The 18,348-nt window shown below is 47.7% G+C and carries 15 protein-coding genes; 6 read left to right on the top strand and 9 right to left on the bottom strand.

Translation table 11 applies throughout. The features are described from left to right. Window positions 1-10: 10 nt before the first annotated feature. Window positions 11-1,372 carry an adenosylmethionine--8-amino-7-oxononanoate transaminase gene (gene bioA, locus VST71_00255; GenBank protein MEC4684154.1) on the bottom strand — a complete coding sequence of 454 codons (1,362 nt, stop codon included), beginning with the start codon at window positions 1,370-1,372 and terminating at the stop codon, window positions 11-13. Window positions 1,373-1,888: 516 nt separating this feature from the next. Here bioA and VST71_00250 point away from each other — a divergent pair. The 6 genes from VST71_00250 to VST71_00225 all read left to right on the top strand — a co-directional run bounded on the left by VST71_00250 (window position 1,889) and on the right by VST71_00225 (window position 5,753). Next, window positions 1,889-2,662, top strand: a complete 774-nt coding sequence (locus VST71_00250) for a DUF4198 domain-containing protein (protein ID MEC4684153.1) — start codon at window positions 1,889-1,891, stop codon at window positions 2,660-2,662. A gap of 1 nt (window position 2,663) precedes the next feature. Further along, entirely contained in the window at window positions 2,664-3,269 is a 606-nt protein-coding gene (gene cbiM, locus VST71_00245) for a cobalt transporter CbiM (protein MEC4684152.1), read from the top strand. Beyond that, entirely contained in the window at window positions 3,266-3,931 is a 666-nt protein-coding gene (locus tag VST71_00240; GenBank protein MEC4684151.1) for a hypothetical protein, read from the top strand. Before cbiM ends, VST71_00240 begins: the two co-directional genes overlap by 4 nt. Before the next feature lie 168 nt (window positions 3,932-4,099). Continuing rightward, on the top strand, window positions 4,100-4,804 hold the full coding sequence (gene cbiQ / locus VST71_00235; GenBank protein MEC4684150.1) for a cobalt ECF transporter T component CbiQ: 705 nt from the start codon (window positions 4,100-4,102) through the stop codon (window positions 4,802-4,804). Window positions 4,805-4,869: 65 nt separating this feature from the next. Further along, on the top strand, window positions 4,870-5,514 hold the full coding sequence (locus VST71_00230; protein ID MEC4684149.1) for an ABC transporter ATP-binding protein: 645 nt from the start codon (window positions 4,870-4,872) through the stop codon (window positions 5,512-5,514). Between the two features lie 41 nt (window positions 5,515-5,555). Beyond that, the gene (locus tag VST71_00225; GenBank protein ID MEC4684148.1) at window positions 5,556-5,753 is read left to right on the top strand and encodes a hypothetical protein; all 198 of its coding nucleotides are present in this window, start codon (window positions 5,556-5,558) and stop codon (window positions 5,751-5,753) included. Here VST71_00225 and VST71_00220 read toward each other — a convergent pair. From VST71_00220 to nusG, 8 genes are all read right to left on the bottom strand, one after another. Beyond that, a complete protein-coding gene (locus VST71_00220; protein MEC4684147.1) occupies window positions 5,748-6,746 on the bottom strand; it encodes a potassium channel protein in 999 nt (332 codons plus the stop codon). The genes VST71_00225 and VST71_00220 overlap by 6 nt on opposite strands. Before the next feature lie 144 nt (window positions 6,747-6,890). After that, the gene (rpoC, locus tag VST71_00215; protein MEC4684146.1) at window positions 6,891-11,000 is read right to left on the bottom strand and encodes a DNA-directed RNA polymerase subunit beta'; all 4,110 of its coding nucleotides are present in this window, start codon (window positions 10,998-11,000) and stop codon (window positions 6,891-6,893) included. A gap of 73 nt (window positions 11,001-11,073) precedes the next feature. Beyond that, window positions 11,074-15,051: a DNA-directed RNA polymerase subunit beta gene (gene rpoB, locus VST71_00210; protein MEC4684145.1), complete on the bottom strand. Its 3,978-nt coding sequence runs from the start codon at window positions 15,049-15,051 to the stop codon at window positions 11,074-11,076. 122 nt (window positions 15,052-15,173) lie between these two features. Then, a complete protein-coding gene (gene rplL / locus VST71_00205) occupies window positions 15,174-15,554 on the bottom strand; it encodes a 50S ribosomal protein L7/L12 (GenBank protein MEC4684144.1) in 381 nt (126 codons plus the stop codon). Between the two features lie 61 nt (window positions 15,555-15,615). Continuing rightward, a complete protein-coding gene (rplJ, locus tag VST71_00200; GenBank protein ID MEC4684143.1) occupies window positions 15,616-16,161 on the bottom strand; it encodes a 50S ribosomal protein L10 in 546 nt (181 codons plus the stop codon). A 358-nt stretch (window positions 16,162-16,519) separates the two neighbouring features. Continuing rightward, the gene (gene rplA, locus VST71_00195) at window positions 16,520-17,215 is read right to left on the bottom strand and encodes a 50S ribosomal protein L1 (GenBank protein MEC4684142.1); all 696 of its coding nucleotides are present in this window, start codon (window positions 17,213-17,215) and stop codon (window positions 16,520-16,522) included. Window positions 17,216-17,283: 68 nt separating this feature from the next. Next, entirely contained in the window at window positions 17,284-17,712 is a 429-nt protein-coding gene (gene rplK, locus VST71_00190; protein ID MEC4684141.1) for a 50S ribosomal protein L11, read from the bottom strand. 107 nt (window positions 17,713-17,819) lie between these two features. Continuing rightward, window positions 17,820-18,344: a transcription termination/antitermination protein NusG gene (nusG, locus tag VST71_00185; GenBank protein ID MEC4684140.1), complete on the bottom strand. Its 525-nt coding sequence runs from the start codon at window positions 18,342-18,344 to the stop codon at window positions 17,820-17,822. Between the last annotated feature and the right edge of the window lie 4 nt (window positions 18,345-18,348).

Genomic DNA, 18,348 nt, shown 5'->3' with positions numbered 1-18,348 from the left:
AAAAAACCGGCTATCCTTCTGTAGCCTCCACTATAGAATCCCTGATTATATCAAGCATCCCTGCAAGGTGCTCCTCACTTATTGAAAGGGGCGGCATAATCACAACCACATCTCCAAGTGGTCTTATCAGAAGTCCCTTTTCCCTTGCCTTGAGGCAGACCTTAAAACCCATCCTTTCATCAAGGGGATAGGGCTCTCTATTTTTGCTGTCCCTGACAAGCTCCACCCCTGCCATAAGACCAACCCCCCTTGCATCACCAACATGCTCAAGCCCTCTGACCGCCTCAAGCCACGGCAACAGTATTTTCTCCTTTTTCCTGACCCCCTCAACGGTCTTTTCCTTTTCAAAGAGCCCGATTGAGGCTATGGCCGCTGCACAGGCAAGGGGGTTTCCTGAATAGGAATGGCCGTGAAAGAATGTCTTCAGCTCCCTGTATTCGCCAAGGAATGCCGCGTAGACCTCTTCCGTGGTTATTGTGGCGGCAAGGGGCAGATAACCTCCGGTTATGCCCTTTGAAAGGCAGAGAAAATCAGGTACTACATCCTCATGCTCACAGGCAAACATCCTTCCTGTTCTGCCAAAACCGACTGCAACCTCATCGGCAATAAGCAACACCCCGTACTTTTCTGTCAGTTCCCTGACCCCTTTCAGATAACCTGGGGGAAAGACAATCATACCTCCGGCCCCCTGCACCATCGGCTCAATAATGACGGCTGCAATCTCCGGTGCATGCCCCTTCAATATCTCCTCCAATCTCTCAAGACAGGCAAGGCCACAACCCGGGGATTCAAGCCCGAGTTCACAACGGTAACAGTAAGGCGACGGGGCCCTGAAAGTATTGAAAAGCAGGGGCCTGAATGCCTCATGAAATATATCAATCCCCCCGGCACTCACTGCCCCGAGGGTGTCTCCGTGATAGGCATTATTCAGACAGATAAATGTCTCCTTTCCCTTCACCCCCCTGTGAATCCAGTACTGATAGGCCATCTTCAGCGCCACCTCAACAGAGGTGGACCCATTGTCGGAGTAAAAAACCCTTGTAAGACCAGCGGGCACAATATTTATCAGCTTCTCCGCCAATTCAATGGATGATTCACTGCCAAGCCCAAGGAGTGTTGAATGTGAAATCCTCTCAAGCTGACCCCTGATGGCATCGTCTATCTCCTTCTTTCCGTGTCCATGGACATTTACCCACAGAGAGGATACCCCGTCAAGATACCACCTCCCGTAAATATCCCTTAAAAAAGACCCCCTGCCCTCTGAAATAATAACAGGCACACCCTCTTCCCACTCCTTCATCTGTGTAAAGGGATGCCAGACGTATCTTCTGTCAAGCTCTTCAAGTCTCCTGTTTCTATCAACGATATCCATAAGTTTTTATCACCTCGTCAGATTTACGAGTTAATATTATATCATATAGAAACATTGAACAGAATTCAGCCGCAGATTACGCAGATGGCACAGATACTGAGAACAACATAAATAAAACCCGGGAAAACCCTGGTTTGACAATCATAAATGCTTTATGATATCTTTTAGTAAGTATTACAAAGAAGCAGTTTTTTTCCTTTTTATCAAAACAAGCCATGAAGGCTTGAACAGACCACGAAGGTTTTTAAATGACTTTTGTGGTTTTTTTTATTTCTGACAGAAGAAGCACCACAATCTGTACATTAAACAAAGGCCATGAAGGCTCATCACCACGAAGGTGAGCTTTCATGGCCTTTGTTTGATGTAAGAGATCTAAAAGTTCGCCACGAATAAATACAAACTTACACCAATAATCAGTAATAAGAAGTATCTTAAACTGTAATCTTTTTTAATTCGTGAATATTCGCGTAAATTCGAGGCTGAAAAAAAATCTTCTTCTTTTTGGAGGAATAGCTTATGAAGAGAACATTTCTTAAGACATTACTGGTAACACTATTAATGTTAACCCCGGCATCTCTTTCATGGGCACATTTTGGTGTCATCATCCCATCCGATGACATAGTCTCAAAGGAGGACAGTAAAAAGATCGAACTCCAGGTGAAGTTCATCCACCCCTTTGAAGGACAGTACATGGAGATGGCAAGGCCAAAGGCTTTTGGTGTTATGGTAAATGGAGAAAAACACGACCTGTTGCCTGCACTTAAAAAGAAGATGGTCAAGGGGTTTTCCACCTGGGAAGCTGCCTACAGGATCAGGAGACCGGGAGACCATGTATTCTATGTTGAGCCTGCACCCTACTGGGAACCTGCAGAAGAGAGCTTTATAATCCATTACAGCAAGGTTATAGTGGATGCGCTTGAACTGGAAACGGGATGGGATGCCGAGGTAGGGCTCAAGACAGAAATAGTACCCCTGACAAGGCCGTACGGTCTCTGGGCCGGCAATGTATTCCAGGGGATTGTAAAGGTGGACGGCAAGTCCGTGCCATACGCAAGGGTAGAGATTGAATACTACAACGAGGGCGGAAAGATAAAGCCGCCGGCTGAGCCCTATATAACCCAGGTAATCAAGGCTGATAAAAACGGTGTCTTTACTTATGCAATGCCCATAGCCGGATGGTGGGGGTTTGCTGCCCTTAATACCGCAGACTTCAGGTTAAAGCACAAGGGAAGGGAATATCCTGTTGAAATTGGCGCGGTCATATGGGTAAGGACAAGGGAGATGAAATAAGATGCATATATCAGAGGGAGTCCTGTCGGCACCCGTTCTTGTAACCGGTGCCCTGCTTGCTACAGGCGGCGTAGCCGTGGGACTGAAAAAGATGGACTATGAAAAGATACCGGAGGTGGCAGTCCTTTCCTCTGCATTCTTTGTTGCCTCGTTAATACATGTACCCATAGGTCCCTCAAGTGTCCATCTGGTTTTGAACGGGCTTCTGGGAGTGCTGCTTGGCTGGATGGCATTTCCCGCCATCCTTGTTGCACTGACACTACATGCAGTCCTGTTTCAGTTTGGAGGACTCAGCTCACTCGGGGTCAACACAGTCATCATGGCCACTCCAGGGGTCATAGCCTATTATCTCTTCAACCTGCCGATCCGGAGGGGCAATCACACCCTGAGCACCCTTGCAGGGTTTGGTGCAGGAGCCACAGGAATCGCCCTTGGGGCCATACTTGTCGCCCTCTCACTCATAAGTACAGGTGAAAGTTTTCTTGGTGTAGCAAAGCTTGTACTTGCAGCCCACCTGCCTGTCATGGTAATCGAGGGCATTATCACAGCCTTTTGTGTTATATTTCTGAAAAAAGTAAAACCCGAAGTATTGGAGGTAGGGAAGTGAATAAAGATTCAAGGTTCAAGATTCAAGGTTCAAGGTTCAAAATGATCTCTGTCTTTATCTTAATATTCTGCATCCTGCATATTACTTCTTCAACTGTTCTTGCCCATAAAGTAAGTATCTATGCTTATGCAGAGGATAACATGGTCTTTGCAGAAGGTTATTTTGCTGACGGTACAAGGAGCAGGAACTCACGGATTGAGGTCTTTGATGCAAATACCGGAGAGAAGCTCCTTGAAGGTAAAACCGACAGTGAGGGGAAATTCTCCTTCAGGATCCCAAAGGCAACATCCATCAGGCTCGTACTCCACGCAAGCATGGGCCACCGGAACGATTATACTCTCGGTGCAAAAGAGGTGAAGGAGGCAATGGGGATACAGGATACAGGAGTCAGGAACCAGGAGTCAGGGGTTAAAGAGCAGAAGACGGAAAGCAAACCGCAATCCACCGTACCGCTGACTGTTGCTTCAGGGGTATCCTCTGCTGAAATAGAGGCAGTAGTGAACAAGGCCATGGATAGAAAACTCCAGCCGGTAATAACAATGCTCCTCAAACTTCAGGAGAAGAGTGAAAAACCGGGACTTACCGAAATATTAGGTGGGATAGGTTATATTATAGGGCTTATGGGAGCAGTAATGTATTTTAAGAGCAGAAGAAGGGGGTAGGGATTGGAGTGATGGAGGATTGTTAGGGAGTGGTGGTGGATTGTCTTTCAACCCGCAACCCGCAACTCGCAACAGTTCTTCTTCCTTAACTCGCAACTCGCAACAGTTCTTCTTTCTTAACTTACTTAAAAAATGCATCTTGAAGAATTCGCAGAAGGCAGCTCATTTTTGCACAGGCTTGACCCGAGGGTAAAGTTTCTGGCCATAGTCCCGTACGTCCTGGTTATTGCCATCATGCCAGGACAAAAGAACCCGCTTGCGGCCCTGCTCGTCTCAACCCTGCTGACAATCCTCGCAAGGCTCGACACGAAAAAACTCCTCAGCAGGCTCGTTGCCGTAAATGTGTTTATATTTCTGTTATGGATATTTATTCCTTTCAGTTATCCCGGGGTAACGGTCTTTCAAATCGGCCCGCTGACAGCCACCAGGGAAGGTATCCTCTATGCCCTCTCCATTACATTAAAGACAAACGCCATTGTGCTTGCAACCATAGCAATCCTCGGCACCTCTGAAATCTTCTCACTTGCCCATGCACTCATTCACCTGAAGGTACCTGACAAGCTTGTTCACTTATTCTTTTTCTTCTACAGATACATAACTGTCTTACACGAGGAATACAGCAGGTTAAAGAATGCCATGCTGATACGGTGTTTTAAGGCAGGCACAAACATGCATACATACAGGACATACGCATACCTCGTGGGAATGCTGATTGTCAGGAGTTATGAACGGTCCCAGAGGATTTACCAGGCTATGCTGTGCAGGGGTTTCAGTGGCAGATTCCCTGTATCAAGCCATTTCAGACTTGGGAAAGGAGATGTGGTATTCGGTCTGTCGATGGCTGTGGTAACGGTCATGCTGGCGATTATTTAAAAACCCCCGAATCCAGAAATAAAAGGTTGTTGGAAGCGATTTCCACTTGGCAGATGGAGGAGAACTTGATAGAACTGCGGAATCTGAGTTTCACTTACCCCTATGGAAAACAGGTCTTTAATGACCTGAATTTCTCATTGAAAAAGGGTGACAGGGTCGGCCTGATCGGGCCCAATGGCGCCGGAAAAACCACTTTGTTTCATATTATAATGGGGTTGTTAAGACCCGGCTCCGGAGAAATAAGCATATTTGAAAAGGTAAGGAAAACAGAAGAGGATTTCAGCGAGGTGAGACAGAGGATCGGACTGCTGTTTCAGGACTCTGATGACCAGCTCTTCAGCCCCACGGTTGAAGAGGATATTGCTTTTGGCCCATTGAACCTCGGTAAATCCCACAAGGAAGCACGGGTTATTGTAAGAGAGACCTGTAAGGCCCTCGGGCTTGAAGGTTTTGAAAAAAAGATAACCTACCGCCTCTCTGGCGGCGAAAAAAGGCTTGTTGCCCTTGCCACGGTTGTGGCTATGAATCCCGAGTGTTTTCTGTTTGACGAGCCAACTGCCGGACTTGATGAGACAACGAGAGAGAGATTCTTGAGCTACCTGAAGGAACACGTAGATACCTATATAATTATCAGCCATTCCCATGAGTTTTTAAGGGGAGCAACAGACAGGGTTTACAGGTTGAATGAGGGCAGAATCACGCTTGTTTAAACAGAGAAGCAGAGCAAATAAACTATTACAACGGAGAAGAGATGGACAACCTTGAAAAGCTGAAGAAACTGCTTCACCACTGGATGGAGCATAATGATGAACATGCAAGGGTTTACAGGGAGTGGGCGGAGAAGACATCCGCGCTCGACAAAGAGGAAGTGTCCGGGATACTTGACAGGCTGTACCTTGAAACAAAAAAACTGAACGGGCTATTTGAAGAAGCCCTAAAAAAGTTATGATTTTCCCCGGCCCTTCGCCAGCTTTTCCAGGGCCTTGAGCTTCTCCGTCTCCCCTATTGCAATTAACGTATCCCCTGCGTTGATAAGAGTATTGTGCACAGGATTAAATTTCATGTCACCATCCTTTCTCTTGATGGCAACAACAATAACACCAAGCTCTCTGCCGACCCCGGCCTCATGGATGGTCTTCCCTGCAATGTCCGACCCCTCTTCAACCTGAACCTCCTCCATCTGCAGCTCCAGGTTCCCGCTTTTGGTTGCAAACTCCAGGAAATCAACAACCGCAGGCTTTAATACTGTCTGGGCTATTCTGAGCCCACCAATATGATAAGGGGAAACCACCCTGTCGGCACCTGCCCTCAGGAGCTTTTGCCCTGAACCCTCCTCACCTGCCCTTGCAACTATAAAGAGGGACGGATTCAGCTCCCTTGCACTCAGAACCACGTAAAGATTCTGGGCATCTGTGGAAAGCACCGAGATCAATCCCCTCGCCTTCTCTATACCTGAATGTCTGAGAATCTCGTCCTTTGTTGCATCGCCGTAAACAAAGACGGTCTCTTCATCCGCATCAAGCTCCGGAGGTTCTTTCTCCACAACGACAAATGGAACACCTTTAGCCTTCAATTCACTGCAGATTATCCTGCCCATGCGTCCGTAACCGCAGACAATGAAGTGATCCTTAATCGACTTAAGCCTTTTTTCCAATTTTCTCCTCCCAAAGGCCTTCTGGATTTCACCCTCAAAAACTATCCTTATCCCGTTATTGATTCCATAGGCCACAGCTCCCACACCGACAAAGACAAGGATGATGGTAAATGCCCTGCCTGTATACGAGAGAGGCCTTACCTCCTGATAGCCGATGGTGGAGAGGGTGATGACCGTCATATAAAGAGAATCAAAGAGAGTCCACCCTTCAATGATGGAATAGCCAACAGTACCTGACAAAATAACCAGAAATACGAGTCCCAGTGAAAGAAATGCCCTCTTCCTCAAAATACCGTCCGTCCCCTTCCTTTATTTTACAATAAACCCGGCCCTGACTGTACCGGCAATCATCCAAAACAAAAAAACCAGATGGGGGACAGTCTCTGTCCCCCATCTGGTTTTGTCACTGATAAACTATGCTAAACAGGACCTTTATGCCTCCTGCTCTTCCGTCTCCTGAATCTCCATCTCTGGAGTGTCCCTTTTCACAAATGTGTTTCTGTATCTCGACATCCCGGTTCCAGCAGGAATGATTCTTCCCATAATCACATTTTCCTTCAGACCCCTCAACTCGTCAACCTTGCCTTCCAGCGCTGCCTCTGTAAGGACACGGGTGGTTTCCTGGAACGAGGCTGCCGCCACCCAGCTGTATGTTGACAGGGATGCCTTGGTTATTCCGAGCAGCATCGGCTTGCCGGTTGCAGGCTTTCCGCCCTCTGCCCTGACACGGTCGTTCTCTTCCATGAACTCCAGCCTGTCCACCTGGTCGCCTATCAGAAACACCGTGTCTCCGGGGTCCTCAATCTTTATCTTTCTCATCATCTGCCTTACTATAATCTCGATATGCTTGTCATTAATGGTAACACCCTGCAACCTGTAGACCTTCTGCACTTCATCCACCAGATACGCCTGGAGCTCCCTTGGTCCAAGGATATCAAGTATACTGTGGGGATTAACAGCCCCATCCATCAGGGGCTCTCCAGCCCTCACCCAGTCTCCCTCATGCACGGTCACATGCTTTCCTTTTGGAATCACATATTCCTTAGCGGTATCTCCGGCCTTGACCACAACAATCCTCTGTCCCTTGGGGGCATTCTTGAACTCGACTATACCGTCTATCTCTGAAACAATCGCGTGCTCCTTTGGTTTTCTCGCTTCAAAGAGTTCGGCAACCCTCGGAAGACCCCCTGTAATGTCCTTGGTCTTTGTCGTCTCTCTGGGTATCTTGGCCAGTATGTCGCCCGGCCTTACGATATCCCCCTTATCCACAAGAACGTGTGCTCCGGCAGGCAGGAGGTATCTTGCAAGGTGGGTGGTTCCCGGTATCTTTAATGTGGCCTTTCCATGCTCGTCTTTTATAGAGATACGGGGCCTCATATTCAGGGGATAGTCAATAATCACCTTCTGGCTGAGACCGGTTACCTCATCAACTTCTTCTTTCACGGTAACGCCCTCAATTATATCGCCCAGGGCGATACGGCCTCCCAGCTCTGTCAGGATAGGCACTGAATACGGATCCCACTCAACAAGCTTCTGACCTATCTTGACCGTCTGTCCGTCATCCACCAGCAACCTTGCGCCATAGACAAGATTATACTTCTCCTTTTCCCTTCCCTGGTTATCCACAACAGCAAATGTTGCATTTCTGTTCAGTACAACAAGAACACCCTCCCTGTTGCGAACGACATTGATATCTATAAACTTTATCTTGCCGGAGTTTCTGGCCTCAAGCACGGCCTGTTCAATAACCTTTGTTGCAGTTCCACCTATATGAAACGTCCTCATCGTAAGCTGGGTACCCGGCTCACCAATGGACTGTGCTGCCATAATACCCACTGTCTCTCCATTCTCAACAAACACACCCCTGCTGAGGTCCCTGCCGTAGCAGGTGGCACATACACCGAACTTTGTCTGACATGTCAGCACAGACCTTATCTTTATGCTGCCGACACCTGCATCGGCTATATTCTTGACGGCTACCTCGTCTATCGCTCCGTTCCTCTTGAGAATCACATCAGATGTTAAGGGATCCTTTACGTCTTCCGCTGTAGTCCTGCCGAGAATCCTGTCTTCAAGAGACTGTATAATCTCACCACCCTCGATCAGGGCCGTCACCACTATGCCCTCCCGGGTTCCGCAATCATGCTCTGTGATAATAACATCCTGTGCCACATCCACAAGTCTTCTGGTAAGATATCCGGCATTAGCTGTCTTGAGGGCTGTGTCGGCAAGGCCTTTTCTTGCTCCATGCGTAGAGATAAAGTACTGCAGCGGACTCACCCCTTCACGGAAGTTAGCCGTAATCGGCGTCTCTATAATCTCTCCGGAAGGCTTGGCCATCAGTCCCCTCATACCGGCAAGCTGCCTTATCTGGGCAGCCGATCCCCTCGCCCCTGAATCCGCCATCATAAAGATACTGTTAAAAGACCTCCGTTCCATCAGCTCCTCTTCACTGAATTCCCTGCCATCCTCTGCACCCAGCTCCTTCATCATCTCCTCAGCAATCCTCTCGGTAACATTGGCCCAGATATCAATAACCTTGTTGTACCGCTCCCCGTGAGTTATAAGACCGTCCGAGTACTGCTTATAAACCTCCAGGACCTGTTGTTCAGCCTGCTTGATAAGTTCAGTCTTCTTCGATGGGATATGCATATCCTCTATGCAGATGGATATGCCTGATCTCGTGGCATATTCAAAGCCGAGCCTCTCAAGGTTGTCAAGAAATACAACGGCCGTCCTCCTGCCGATATTCTTATAGCAATGATCAACAAGATTCTGTATCTCTTTCTTGCTCAGCTCTTTATTGATAGAGGAAAAGGGGATTTCTTTTGGAAGTATCTCACCAAAAATGACCCTGCCGACTGTAGTCTCCGTCAATTCACCGTCGATCCGCACCTTGATCCTTGCATGTTCTGTAACAACCCCGGCATTATAGGCATCTCTTACATCTTCAGGATCTGCAAAGACCATATCCTCTCCCTGAACACCCCTCCTCTCTTTTGTAAGGTAATAGAGACCGAGGACCATGTCCTGTGTGGGGAAAACAATGGGCTTCCCGTTGGCAGGTGAAAGGAGATTGTTTACAGACATCATCAGCACCCTTGCCTCGATCTGGGCCTCTATGGACAGCGGGACATGCACTGCCATCTGGTCACCGTCAAAGTCCGCATTGTAGGCCGTACATACGAGGGGATGGAGCTTTATCGCCTTTCCCTCAACAAGCACGGGGTCAAAGGCCTGAATGCCAAGCCTGTGAAGAGTCGGGGCCCTGTTCAACAGGACAGGATGTTCCCTGATAACATCTTCAAGGGCATCCCATACCTCGGGCGTCTCAACCTCTACCAGCCTCTTGGCCTGTTTAATGGTCGTTGCATAGCCTTTCTCTTCAAGTTTGTTGAAGACGAACGGCTTGAAAAGCTCCAGCGCCATGACTTTGGGCAGACCACACTGATGGAGTTTCAGATCAGGGCCGACCACTATAACGGAACGGCCCGAATAATCAACCCTCTTACCCAAAAGGTTCTGACGAAAACGTCCCTGTTTGCCCTTTATCATATCGCTTAGTGACTTCAGGGGCCTCTTGGATGAGGTCTTCATGGCACGCGTACGTTTTGTATTATCAAAAAGGGCATCCACCGCCTCCTGGAGCATCCTCTTTTCATTCTTGATTATCACGCTCGGGGCCTTGAGTTCCATCAGCCTCTTCAGCCTGTTATTCCTGTTTATCACCCTCCGGTACAGGTCGTTGAGGTCGGAGGTGGCAAACCTTCCGCCATCGAGGTGAACGAGTGGTCTGAGATCCGGAGGAAGCACCGGAACTACATCCAGTATCATCCACTCCGGCTTGTTCCCTGATTTTCTGAATGCCTCTATAACCTTCAGACGCTTCGTAAGCTTCCTCTTCTGTCCAACTGAAGAGGATTCCTGTATCCTTGTCTTGAGCTCAACACTGAGAATGTCAAGATCGACCTTTCTGAGCAGCTCCCGTACGGCCTCGGCCCCCATTCCCGCCTTGAACGCACTTCCATGCTCGGCGGTCATCTTCTTATACTCTTCTTCGGAGAGAAGCTGTTTTTCCTTAAGGGGAGTATCCCCGGCATCTATCACAATGTAACTCTCAAAGTAGAGCACCTTCTCAAGATAACGCATGGTCATGTCAAGGAGCGTTCCTATCCTGCTGGGAACACCTTTTAAGAACCATATATGGGCCACCGGGGTTGCCAGCTCAATATGTCCGAGCCTCTCCCTTCGGACCCTTGCCTGAATCACCTCAACTCCACACTTGTCACAGACCACTCCCCTGTGCTTCATCCTCTTGTACTTTCCGCAGAGGCATTCCCAGTCTTTTACCGGACCAAATATTTTTGCACAGAAGAGGCCATCCCTTTCCGGCTTAAATGTCCTGTAATTAATGGTTTCAGGTTTTTTGACTTCACCAAAAGACCACTCACGTATCCTCTCCGGAGAGGCCACTTTTATCCTGATTGCATCAAAATCCCTCGGATTCCTTGGTTTCTGATAAAGGGAGTAAATCTCTTCCATAGGAGACTTCATCTCAATGTAAGGACTTTTTTTATTAACCAATTTTGCTTCACTCTGCAAGGCATTCATATATCTATTCCCCCTTCTTCCTTTTTTCTAAAATCTCGACATCCAGACAGAGACTCCGCAGTTCCTTTATCAGGACATTAAAGGATTCCGGCACTCCGGATTCAAGGGAGGCTTCACCCTTGACTATAGCCTCATACATCTTTCCTCTGCCCTGGACATCGTCACTCTTGACGGTCAGGAACTCCTGCAGTGTATAGGCAGCTCCATATGCCTCAAGGGCCCAGACTTCCATCTCCCCGAGTCTCTGACCACCAAACTGGGCCTTTCCGCCAAGAGGCTGCTGTGTAACCAGAGAGTATGGACCTATTGACCTTGCGTGTACCTTGTCATCCACAAGATGGTGCAACTTCATCATATACATGGTTCCCACTGTAACAGGTCTCTCAAAGGGCTCACCCGTTCTGCCGTCACAGAGGGTGACCTGACCACTTACAGGCAGCCCTGCCTTCTTCAGTAAATCCTTTACTTCAGCTTCACTTGCACCTTCAAAGACAGGTGAAGCAACATATATCCCAAGAGCCCTCGCTGCCCAGCCAAGGTGGGTCTCCAGTATCTGTCCCACATTCATTCTTGAAGGAACACCTAAAGGGTTTAACACTATATCCACAGGGGTGCCGTCAGGGAGATAAGGCATGTCCTCTTCAGGGAGGACCATTGCTATCACTCCCTTGTTGCCATGCCTTCCGGCCATCTTGTCACCACTCTGAACCTTTCTCTTCATGGCTATATAGACCTTTACAAGCTTGTTCACACCCGGCGACAGGTCATCCCCTTTTCTGAGGCGCTCCACCTTTTCATCATACAGCGACTGAAGTTGTTTGGTATAATCCTTTATCTGCTTTATATAGAGATCGATCTTCTTCTGCACTTCAGGGTTATGCACCCTAATCTTGCCGACGTACTGGTCCTTTATCTTTTCAAGGTGTTTGTCGGTAATCTTCTTTCCTTTACCACAGATTACATCCCTGCTCTTTGGAATCCTGATATCCTCATCAGCCTTCTGTCCCACAAGAAGCTCCCTAATCCTAAGGTATCCCTCTTCAGTAGCAATACGTACCCTTTCCTCCAGGTCCCTCTGAAGCTCCTTTATTTCATCTTCCTCTATGCTTTTGGTTCTCAAATCCTTCTTGGAACCTTTTCTCGAGAATATCCTCACATCCACCACAGCACCTGATATGCCCGGCGGTACCCTGAGAGAGGAGTCCTTGACATCCTCAGCCTTTTCGCCAAAGATTGCCCTGAGCAGCTTCTCTTCCGATGTCAGTTGCGACTCACCTTTTGGTGTAACCTTGCCGACAACAATGTCACCTGGATTAACCTCCGCACCAATCCTCACTATACCACTTTCATCAAGGTCCTTCAGTGCCTCTTCTCCCACATTGGGGATATCCCTTGTAATCTCTTCCGGCCCAAGCTTTGTCTCACGGGCCTCAACCTCGAACTCCTCAATGTGTATTGAGGTGTAAACGTCATCCTTCACAAGCCTTTCACATATAAGAATTGCATCCTCAAAGTTGTATCCACCCCACGGCATAAAGGCCACAAGGACATTCTTGCCGGGTGCAAGCTCACCAAGGTCGGTACATGGACCATCGGCAAGTACATCACCCTTTTCAACCCTGTCACCCTGCTTTACTATGGCCTTCTGATTGAAACATGTACCCTGGTTTGAACGGGCAAACTTCATAAGGTTATATATATCAACTCTGCCGCCCGCTTCCGGATCCAGCAGGTCGAATTCCGACTCCTGATCCTTGTCTTCAGTAACCCTAACCACAATCCTTGTAGAGTCCACGCTCTCGACAATCCCCGACCTCTGGGCAATCACCACAACACCTGAATCCTTTGCCGCAACCCCTTCCATTCCGGTTCCAACAAGCGGGGCATCCGAGGTCAGCAGCGGAACTGCCTGACGCTGCATATTTGAGCCCATAAGCGCCCTGTTGGCATCATCGTTTTCCAGGAAAGGTATCAGGCTTGCCGATACTCCTACAACCTGTTTAGGTGAAACGTCCATAAACTGCACTTCTTCCGGGGGAACCATCTTGAAGTCACCTGCAAGCCTGGTAGGCACCGCATCACCAATAAGCCTCCCCTTTTTACCCACAGGCGTTGTAGCTTCGGCAATTACATACTTCTCACCATCAATGGCTGTAAGATATTCCACCTCATCTGTAACACTTCCTGCTTTAATCTTTCTGTACGGCGCTTCAATAAAACCGTATTCGTTTATCCGTGCATAGGTAGCAAGGGATGTTATCAGGCCGATATTCGGTCCTTCCGGTGTCTCGATAGGACAGATCCTTCCGTAATGTGTCGGGTGTACATCCCTGACTTCAAACCCGGCCCTCTCCCTGGTAAGTCCTCCGGGACCAAGGGCACTCAGTCTCCTCTTATGGGTTATCTCCGAGAGGGGATTGGTCTGGTCCATAAACTGGCTCAACTGGCTTGAACCGAAGAATTCCTTTACAGCCGCCATTACAGGCTTGGCATTTATAATATCATGGGGCATCACCTCTTCGAGTTCAGTAAGTGTCATCTTCTCCTTTATTGCCCTCTCCATCCGGATAAGACCGATACGGAACTGGTTCTCCAGCAGCTCACCAACTCCCCTCACCCTCCTGTTTCCGAGGTGGTCTATATCATCCACTTCACCCTGGCCGGTTCTGAGTTTCAGGAGATACTTCACTATCTCTATTATGTCCCTGTCTGTAAGCACTTTTGTCTCTAAAGGTATATCAAGTCCCAACTTCTTGTTTATCTTCAGCCTGCCAACCGGGGAAAGATCATATCTCTTCTCATCAAAGAACAACCCGTTAAAGAGCTCCTCGGCAGCCTCAACCGTTGACGGCTCCCCCGGACGAAGTTTCTTGTATATCTCGATAAGTGCCTCGTCCCGGCTGCTTACCTTGTCCGTGATTATGGTATCCCTCAAGGACGGGAGATATCTTATATTGTCTATAAAGAGAAGCTCTATGGAGTCCAGTTTCAGGGCGATCAGCCTGTCAAGCACATCCTCGGTTATGGATTCGTTGCTCTCCAGGATTATCTCTCCGGTTTCAGGGTCTATGATATCTTTCAGTGTAATCCTGCCGATTATCTCTTCGCGGGTAACGGGAATCTCTTCTACACCTGAATTAGCGAGCCTCCTGAGGGCTACCTTCGTTATCTTGCTCCCCTCCTTGAGGATCACGTCACCGGTATCAGGGGCTTTAACCTCGAACCTCGACTTCACACCGGCAAGTATCTCGGAAACAGGCCTTGTAAACTTATCCTTACCCTGGATTCTGACAACTTCCGAGGGATAAAAGGTGTTAAGGAGGTCCTCGTTACTGTAGCCAAGGGCTTTTAGGACTATCGTTGCAGGTATCTTCCTCCGACGGTCTATCCTTACATAAAGAACATCCTTTGTATCAAACTCAAAGTCCAGCCAGGACCCCCTCGAGGGAATTACCCTTGAGGTGTAGAGCGGCCTGCCGCTCACATGGGTCTTCGTCTTGTCCGGACTGAAAAAGACACCGGGAGAACGGTGTAATTGACTCACAATAACCCTCTCGGTGCCGTTTACAATAAAAGTACCCGTATCAGTCATCAGCGGGATCTCTCCCATATAAACTTCCTGCTCTCTTGACTCCTTGAGCACCTTGTTCTTTGATTCATCGATCTCGTAGAGGTCTAACCTGACTTTTATCTTCAGGGGAGCCCCATAAGTAACACCTTTATGAAGGCATTCCCTCATTGTAAACTTGGGTTTTCTGATGGCATACTCTATAAATTCAATGGTCGCAGTCTCATTGTAGTCGGAAATAGGAAATACACTCTTAAAGGCAGCCTGCAGTCCCGACTCCTTCCTCTTCTCCGGCAAGATATCCTTCTGAAGGAATCTTTCGTAGGAAACCTTCTGAAATTCAATCAAGTATGGTACATCCAACAAGGGGGGAACCTTTCCAAAACTGAGTCTTTCTCTTAAAACCCTTTCCATGGTTCTCCTTTCAAAATTCGTTATTGGTTAATACGTCATTACACATCAAAATATAGTTAAGCCGTTATACGCTATACATTATGACAATGCCGTCAGTATAGCGTATAACGCGATTAACGGTCCTACTTTATTTCTACAGTTGCTCCCTGTTCCTCAAGTTTTGCCTTGACGGCCTCTGCCTCTTCCTTTGAAACACCCTCCTTAACAGGTGCCGGCGCACTGTCCACTACAGCCTTTGCCTCCTTCAGGCCAAGACCGGTGAGCTCCCTCACCACCTTGATTACCTGAATCTTCTTGTCACCGACTGCTGTAAGCACCGCGTCAAAGCTCGTCTTCTCTTCAGCAGGGGCCTCAGCGGCACCTGCAGGCATGGCAGCCATAGCAACCGGAGCTGCGGCCTCCACACCATACCTCTCTTCAAACTCCTTGATAAACTGTGACATTTCAAGGATTGTCATATTATCAATAAATTCAAAAACCTGCTCCTTTGTAACTTCTGCCATTCTTTCTATCCTCCTTTAGGAATATTGTTATTGTTATCAGTCAACGTTTATCAGCAATGCACTATTGACTCTTCTTTTCTTTCAACCCGTTAAGGGCATAGCCAAACTTCCGGATGGTTGCCTGAAGTAGAGACGCCATCTTCGACATCGGGGCAGCCATGGTACCGGCAAGCATTGCAAGCTGAATATCCCTTGGCGGGAGACTTGCCACACTTTTTAAGTCTTTGAGGTCCATAAACTTACCCTCAATTACTCCACCCTTTACCCCGAACATGTCGTTGCCTTTTGCATATTCCAGGACTTTTTTGGCAACCAGCACCGGGTCATCATATCCGATAGCTATACCAACAGGACCAACAAACTGCTCTTTTGCAACGGAAACGGGTGTATCTTCAGCAGCAATCCTTGCAAGGGTGTTTTTTACTACCCTGTAGTCGAGCTCCGACTCCCTGAGCAACCTTCGCATCTGCGATATCTGGGCAACTGTCAAACCCTTATAGTCTGTTACGACTACTCCCTTTGCCCTTGCAAATTTCTCTTTAAGTTCCTCAAGTTCTCCGGACTTCTGTTTTCTGGTTTTCAGATTTACCTCCTTTCCCAGAGACAACAACGCCAAAATTAGATTGACGATTGACGATTAAAAAAATCGCAAATCGCAAATCAACAATTCCAAGGGCCTCGGCAGGCTGACAAACTGATTGACGATTCATGATTCAAGATTTTCCAAATCCTGAATCTGCGTTTGCCATTTAATATTTGAACCTGCTGTCTCTGACCGAAAAATTAACCAGGTAATACCTGGACACAGAACAATGTTCTGATGTTTTGAGACTTTACGGCAATTTTATGGTTTTTAACTATGGCTGTTTAACAAGGTCTCACTTACTTGAAATGGAATAATGAAAGTCAAGGTTGTTACCCCCCGTAGCAGCGGACATGATGAGCATCTACTTCAGCAACCAACATTAAGCAGCCTTTTTTATAACAGTGTTTACATCAACCTTTATCCCGGGCCCCATGGTTGAGGAAAGAACGACTCCCTTTATATACTTACCCTTGGCAGCCGCAGGCTTGGCCTTCATAAGTGCACTTAAGGCAACCTTTACATTTTCAGATAGTTTCTCCTTATCAAAGGAAACCTTGCCAACCGACATATGAACAATGCCCCCCTTTTCAACCCTGAAATCAACCTTACCTGCCTTTATCTCCTTAACCGCCTTCCCGACGTCAAAGGTGACGGTGCCAAGTTTCGGGTTGGGCATCAATCCCCTTGGACCGAGTATCTTTCCAATCTTCCCGACTAACCCCATCATATCCGGGGTAGCCACGGCCTTGTCAAATTCAAGCCAGCCCTTCTGTATCTTCTCAACGAGGTCTTCAGCCCCGACATAATCTGCGCCTGCCTCAAGGGCCTCTTTCTCCTTTTCACCTTTGGCAAAAACAAGAACCCTAACCTTCTTGCCTGTTCCGTAAGGCAGAGAGACCGTCCCTCTGACAATCTGGTCTGACTTCTTTGGGTCAACCCCCAAATTTACAGCAAGGTCTACACTCTCATCGAACTTTGCAAAAGAGGTCTCCTTTATAATATCCAGAGCCTCATCAAGGAAATATTCCCTCGTTGTATCCACTTTCTTCCTGGCCTCTATAATCTTTTTACCCATAAAACTCAAAGTCCTCCTTTTTGATTTACGATTGACGATCCTCTATATCCTCAAACTGCAACCAATCGTCAATTTTCAACCACCTCGATGCCCATGCTCCTGGCAGTGCCCTTAATAATATTTACAGCCTCATCAACTCTGTAGGCATTAAGGTCAGGCATCTTGGTCGTGGCGATCTCCTTCGCCTGATCAATGGTTATCTTACCAACGGTCTCTTTTCCTGCCTCTGAAGCCCCCTTTATTACCCCGGCTGCCTTTTTGATAAGCTCAGGGGCAGGCGGAGTCTTTGTGATAAAGGAAAAGGACCTGTCTGCATATACAGTAAGAACTGCAGGAATTATCGTGTCCCCCATTGCCTCGGTCTTTGCATTGAACTGCTTGCAAAAGTCCATGATATTTATACCGTGGGGACCAAGGGCAGGACCTACAGGCGGGGCCGGCGATGCCTTACCTGCCTGGATCTGCAACCTGACTTCCGCTATTACTTCCTTGGCCATTTTGTTCCTCCCTTTTAAATTTTGTTACACGAAAACAGGTTATCAAAAAGTTTGGTAATGCCCGTATTGCCGTGTTTTTGTCTCTTATAGAACTTAATTTGGTGATTCTATGTCTTCTCCACCTGATAAAAACTGAGTTCCACGGGTGTCTGCCTTCCGAAGATACTCACCATAACCTTCAATCTTCCATGATCAATATCTATTTCATCAACGACACCTATAAAGTTAGCGAATGGACCGTCAATTATACGCACATTCTCTCCCCGCTGGTACTGTGTTTTCGGGGGCTGCTGAGGAGCCCTTTCCAACTGCTGCAGGACAATCTCAACCTCCTCTTCAGGCAAGGCTAAAGGCTTGGTTCCACCAACAAATCCCGTCACACGGGGAATACTCCTTATCAGATGCCAGGTCTCGTCATCAAGCACCATCTCCACCAGGATGTATCCGGGATAAAACTTCTTGTCCGTCTCTTTCTTTTTTCCGCTTTTAAGCTCAACAACACGCTCAGTCGGAATAAGCACACGGGATATTTTATCTTCCAACCCCTTTCTCTTTACCTTATCCTCTATGGCATCCCTGACCTTCTCCTCAAATCCGGAATATGTATGTACAACGTACCAGTTTTTGTCCATTACC

The organism is Nitrospirota bacterium, from assembly GCA_035873375.1.
Classification (GTDB): Bacteria; Nitrospirota; Thermodesulfovibrionia; order Thermodesulfovibrionales; family JdFR-85; genus BMS3Bbin07.
Note: the sequence above shows the minus strand (reverse complement) of the source record. Positions and strands in the feature narration are given on the sequence as shown.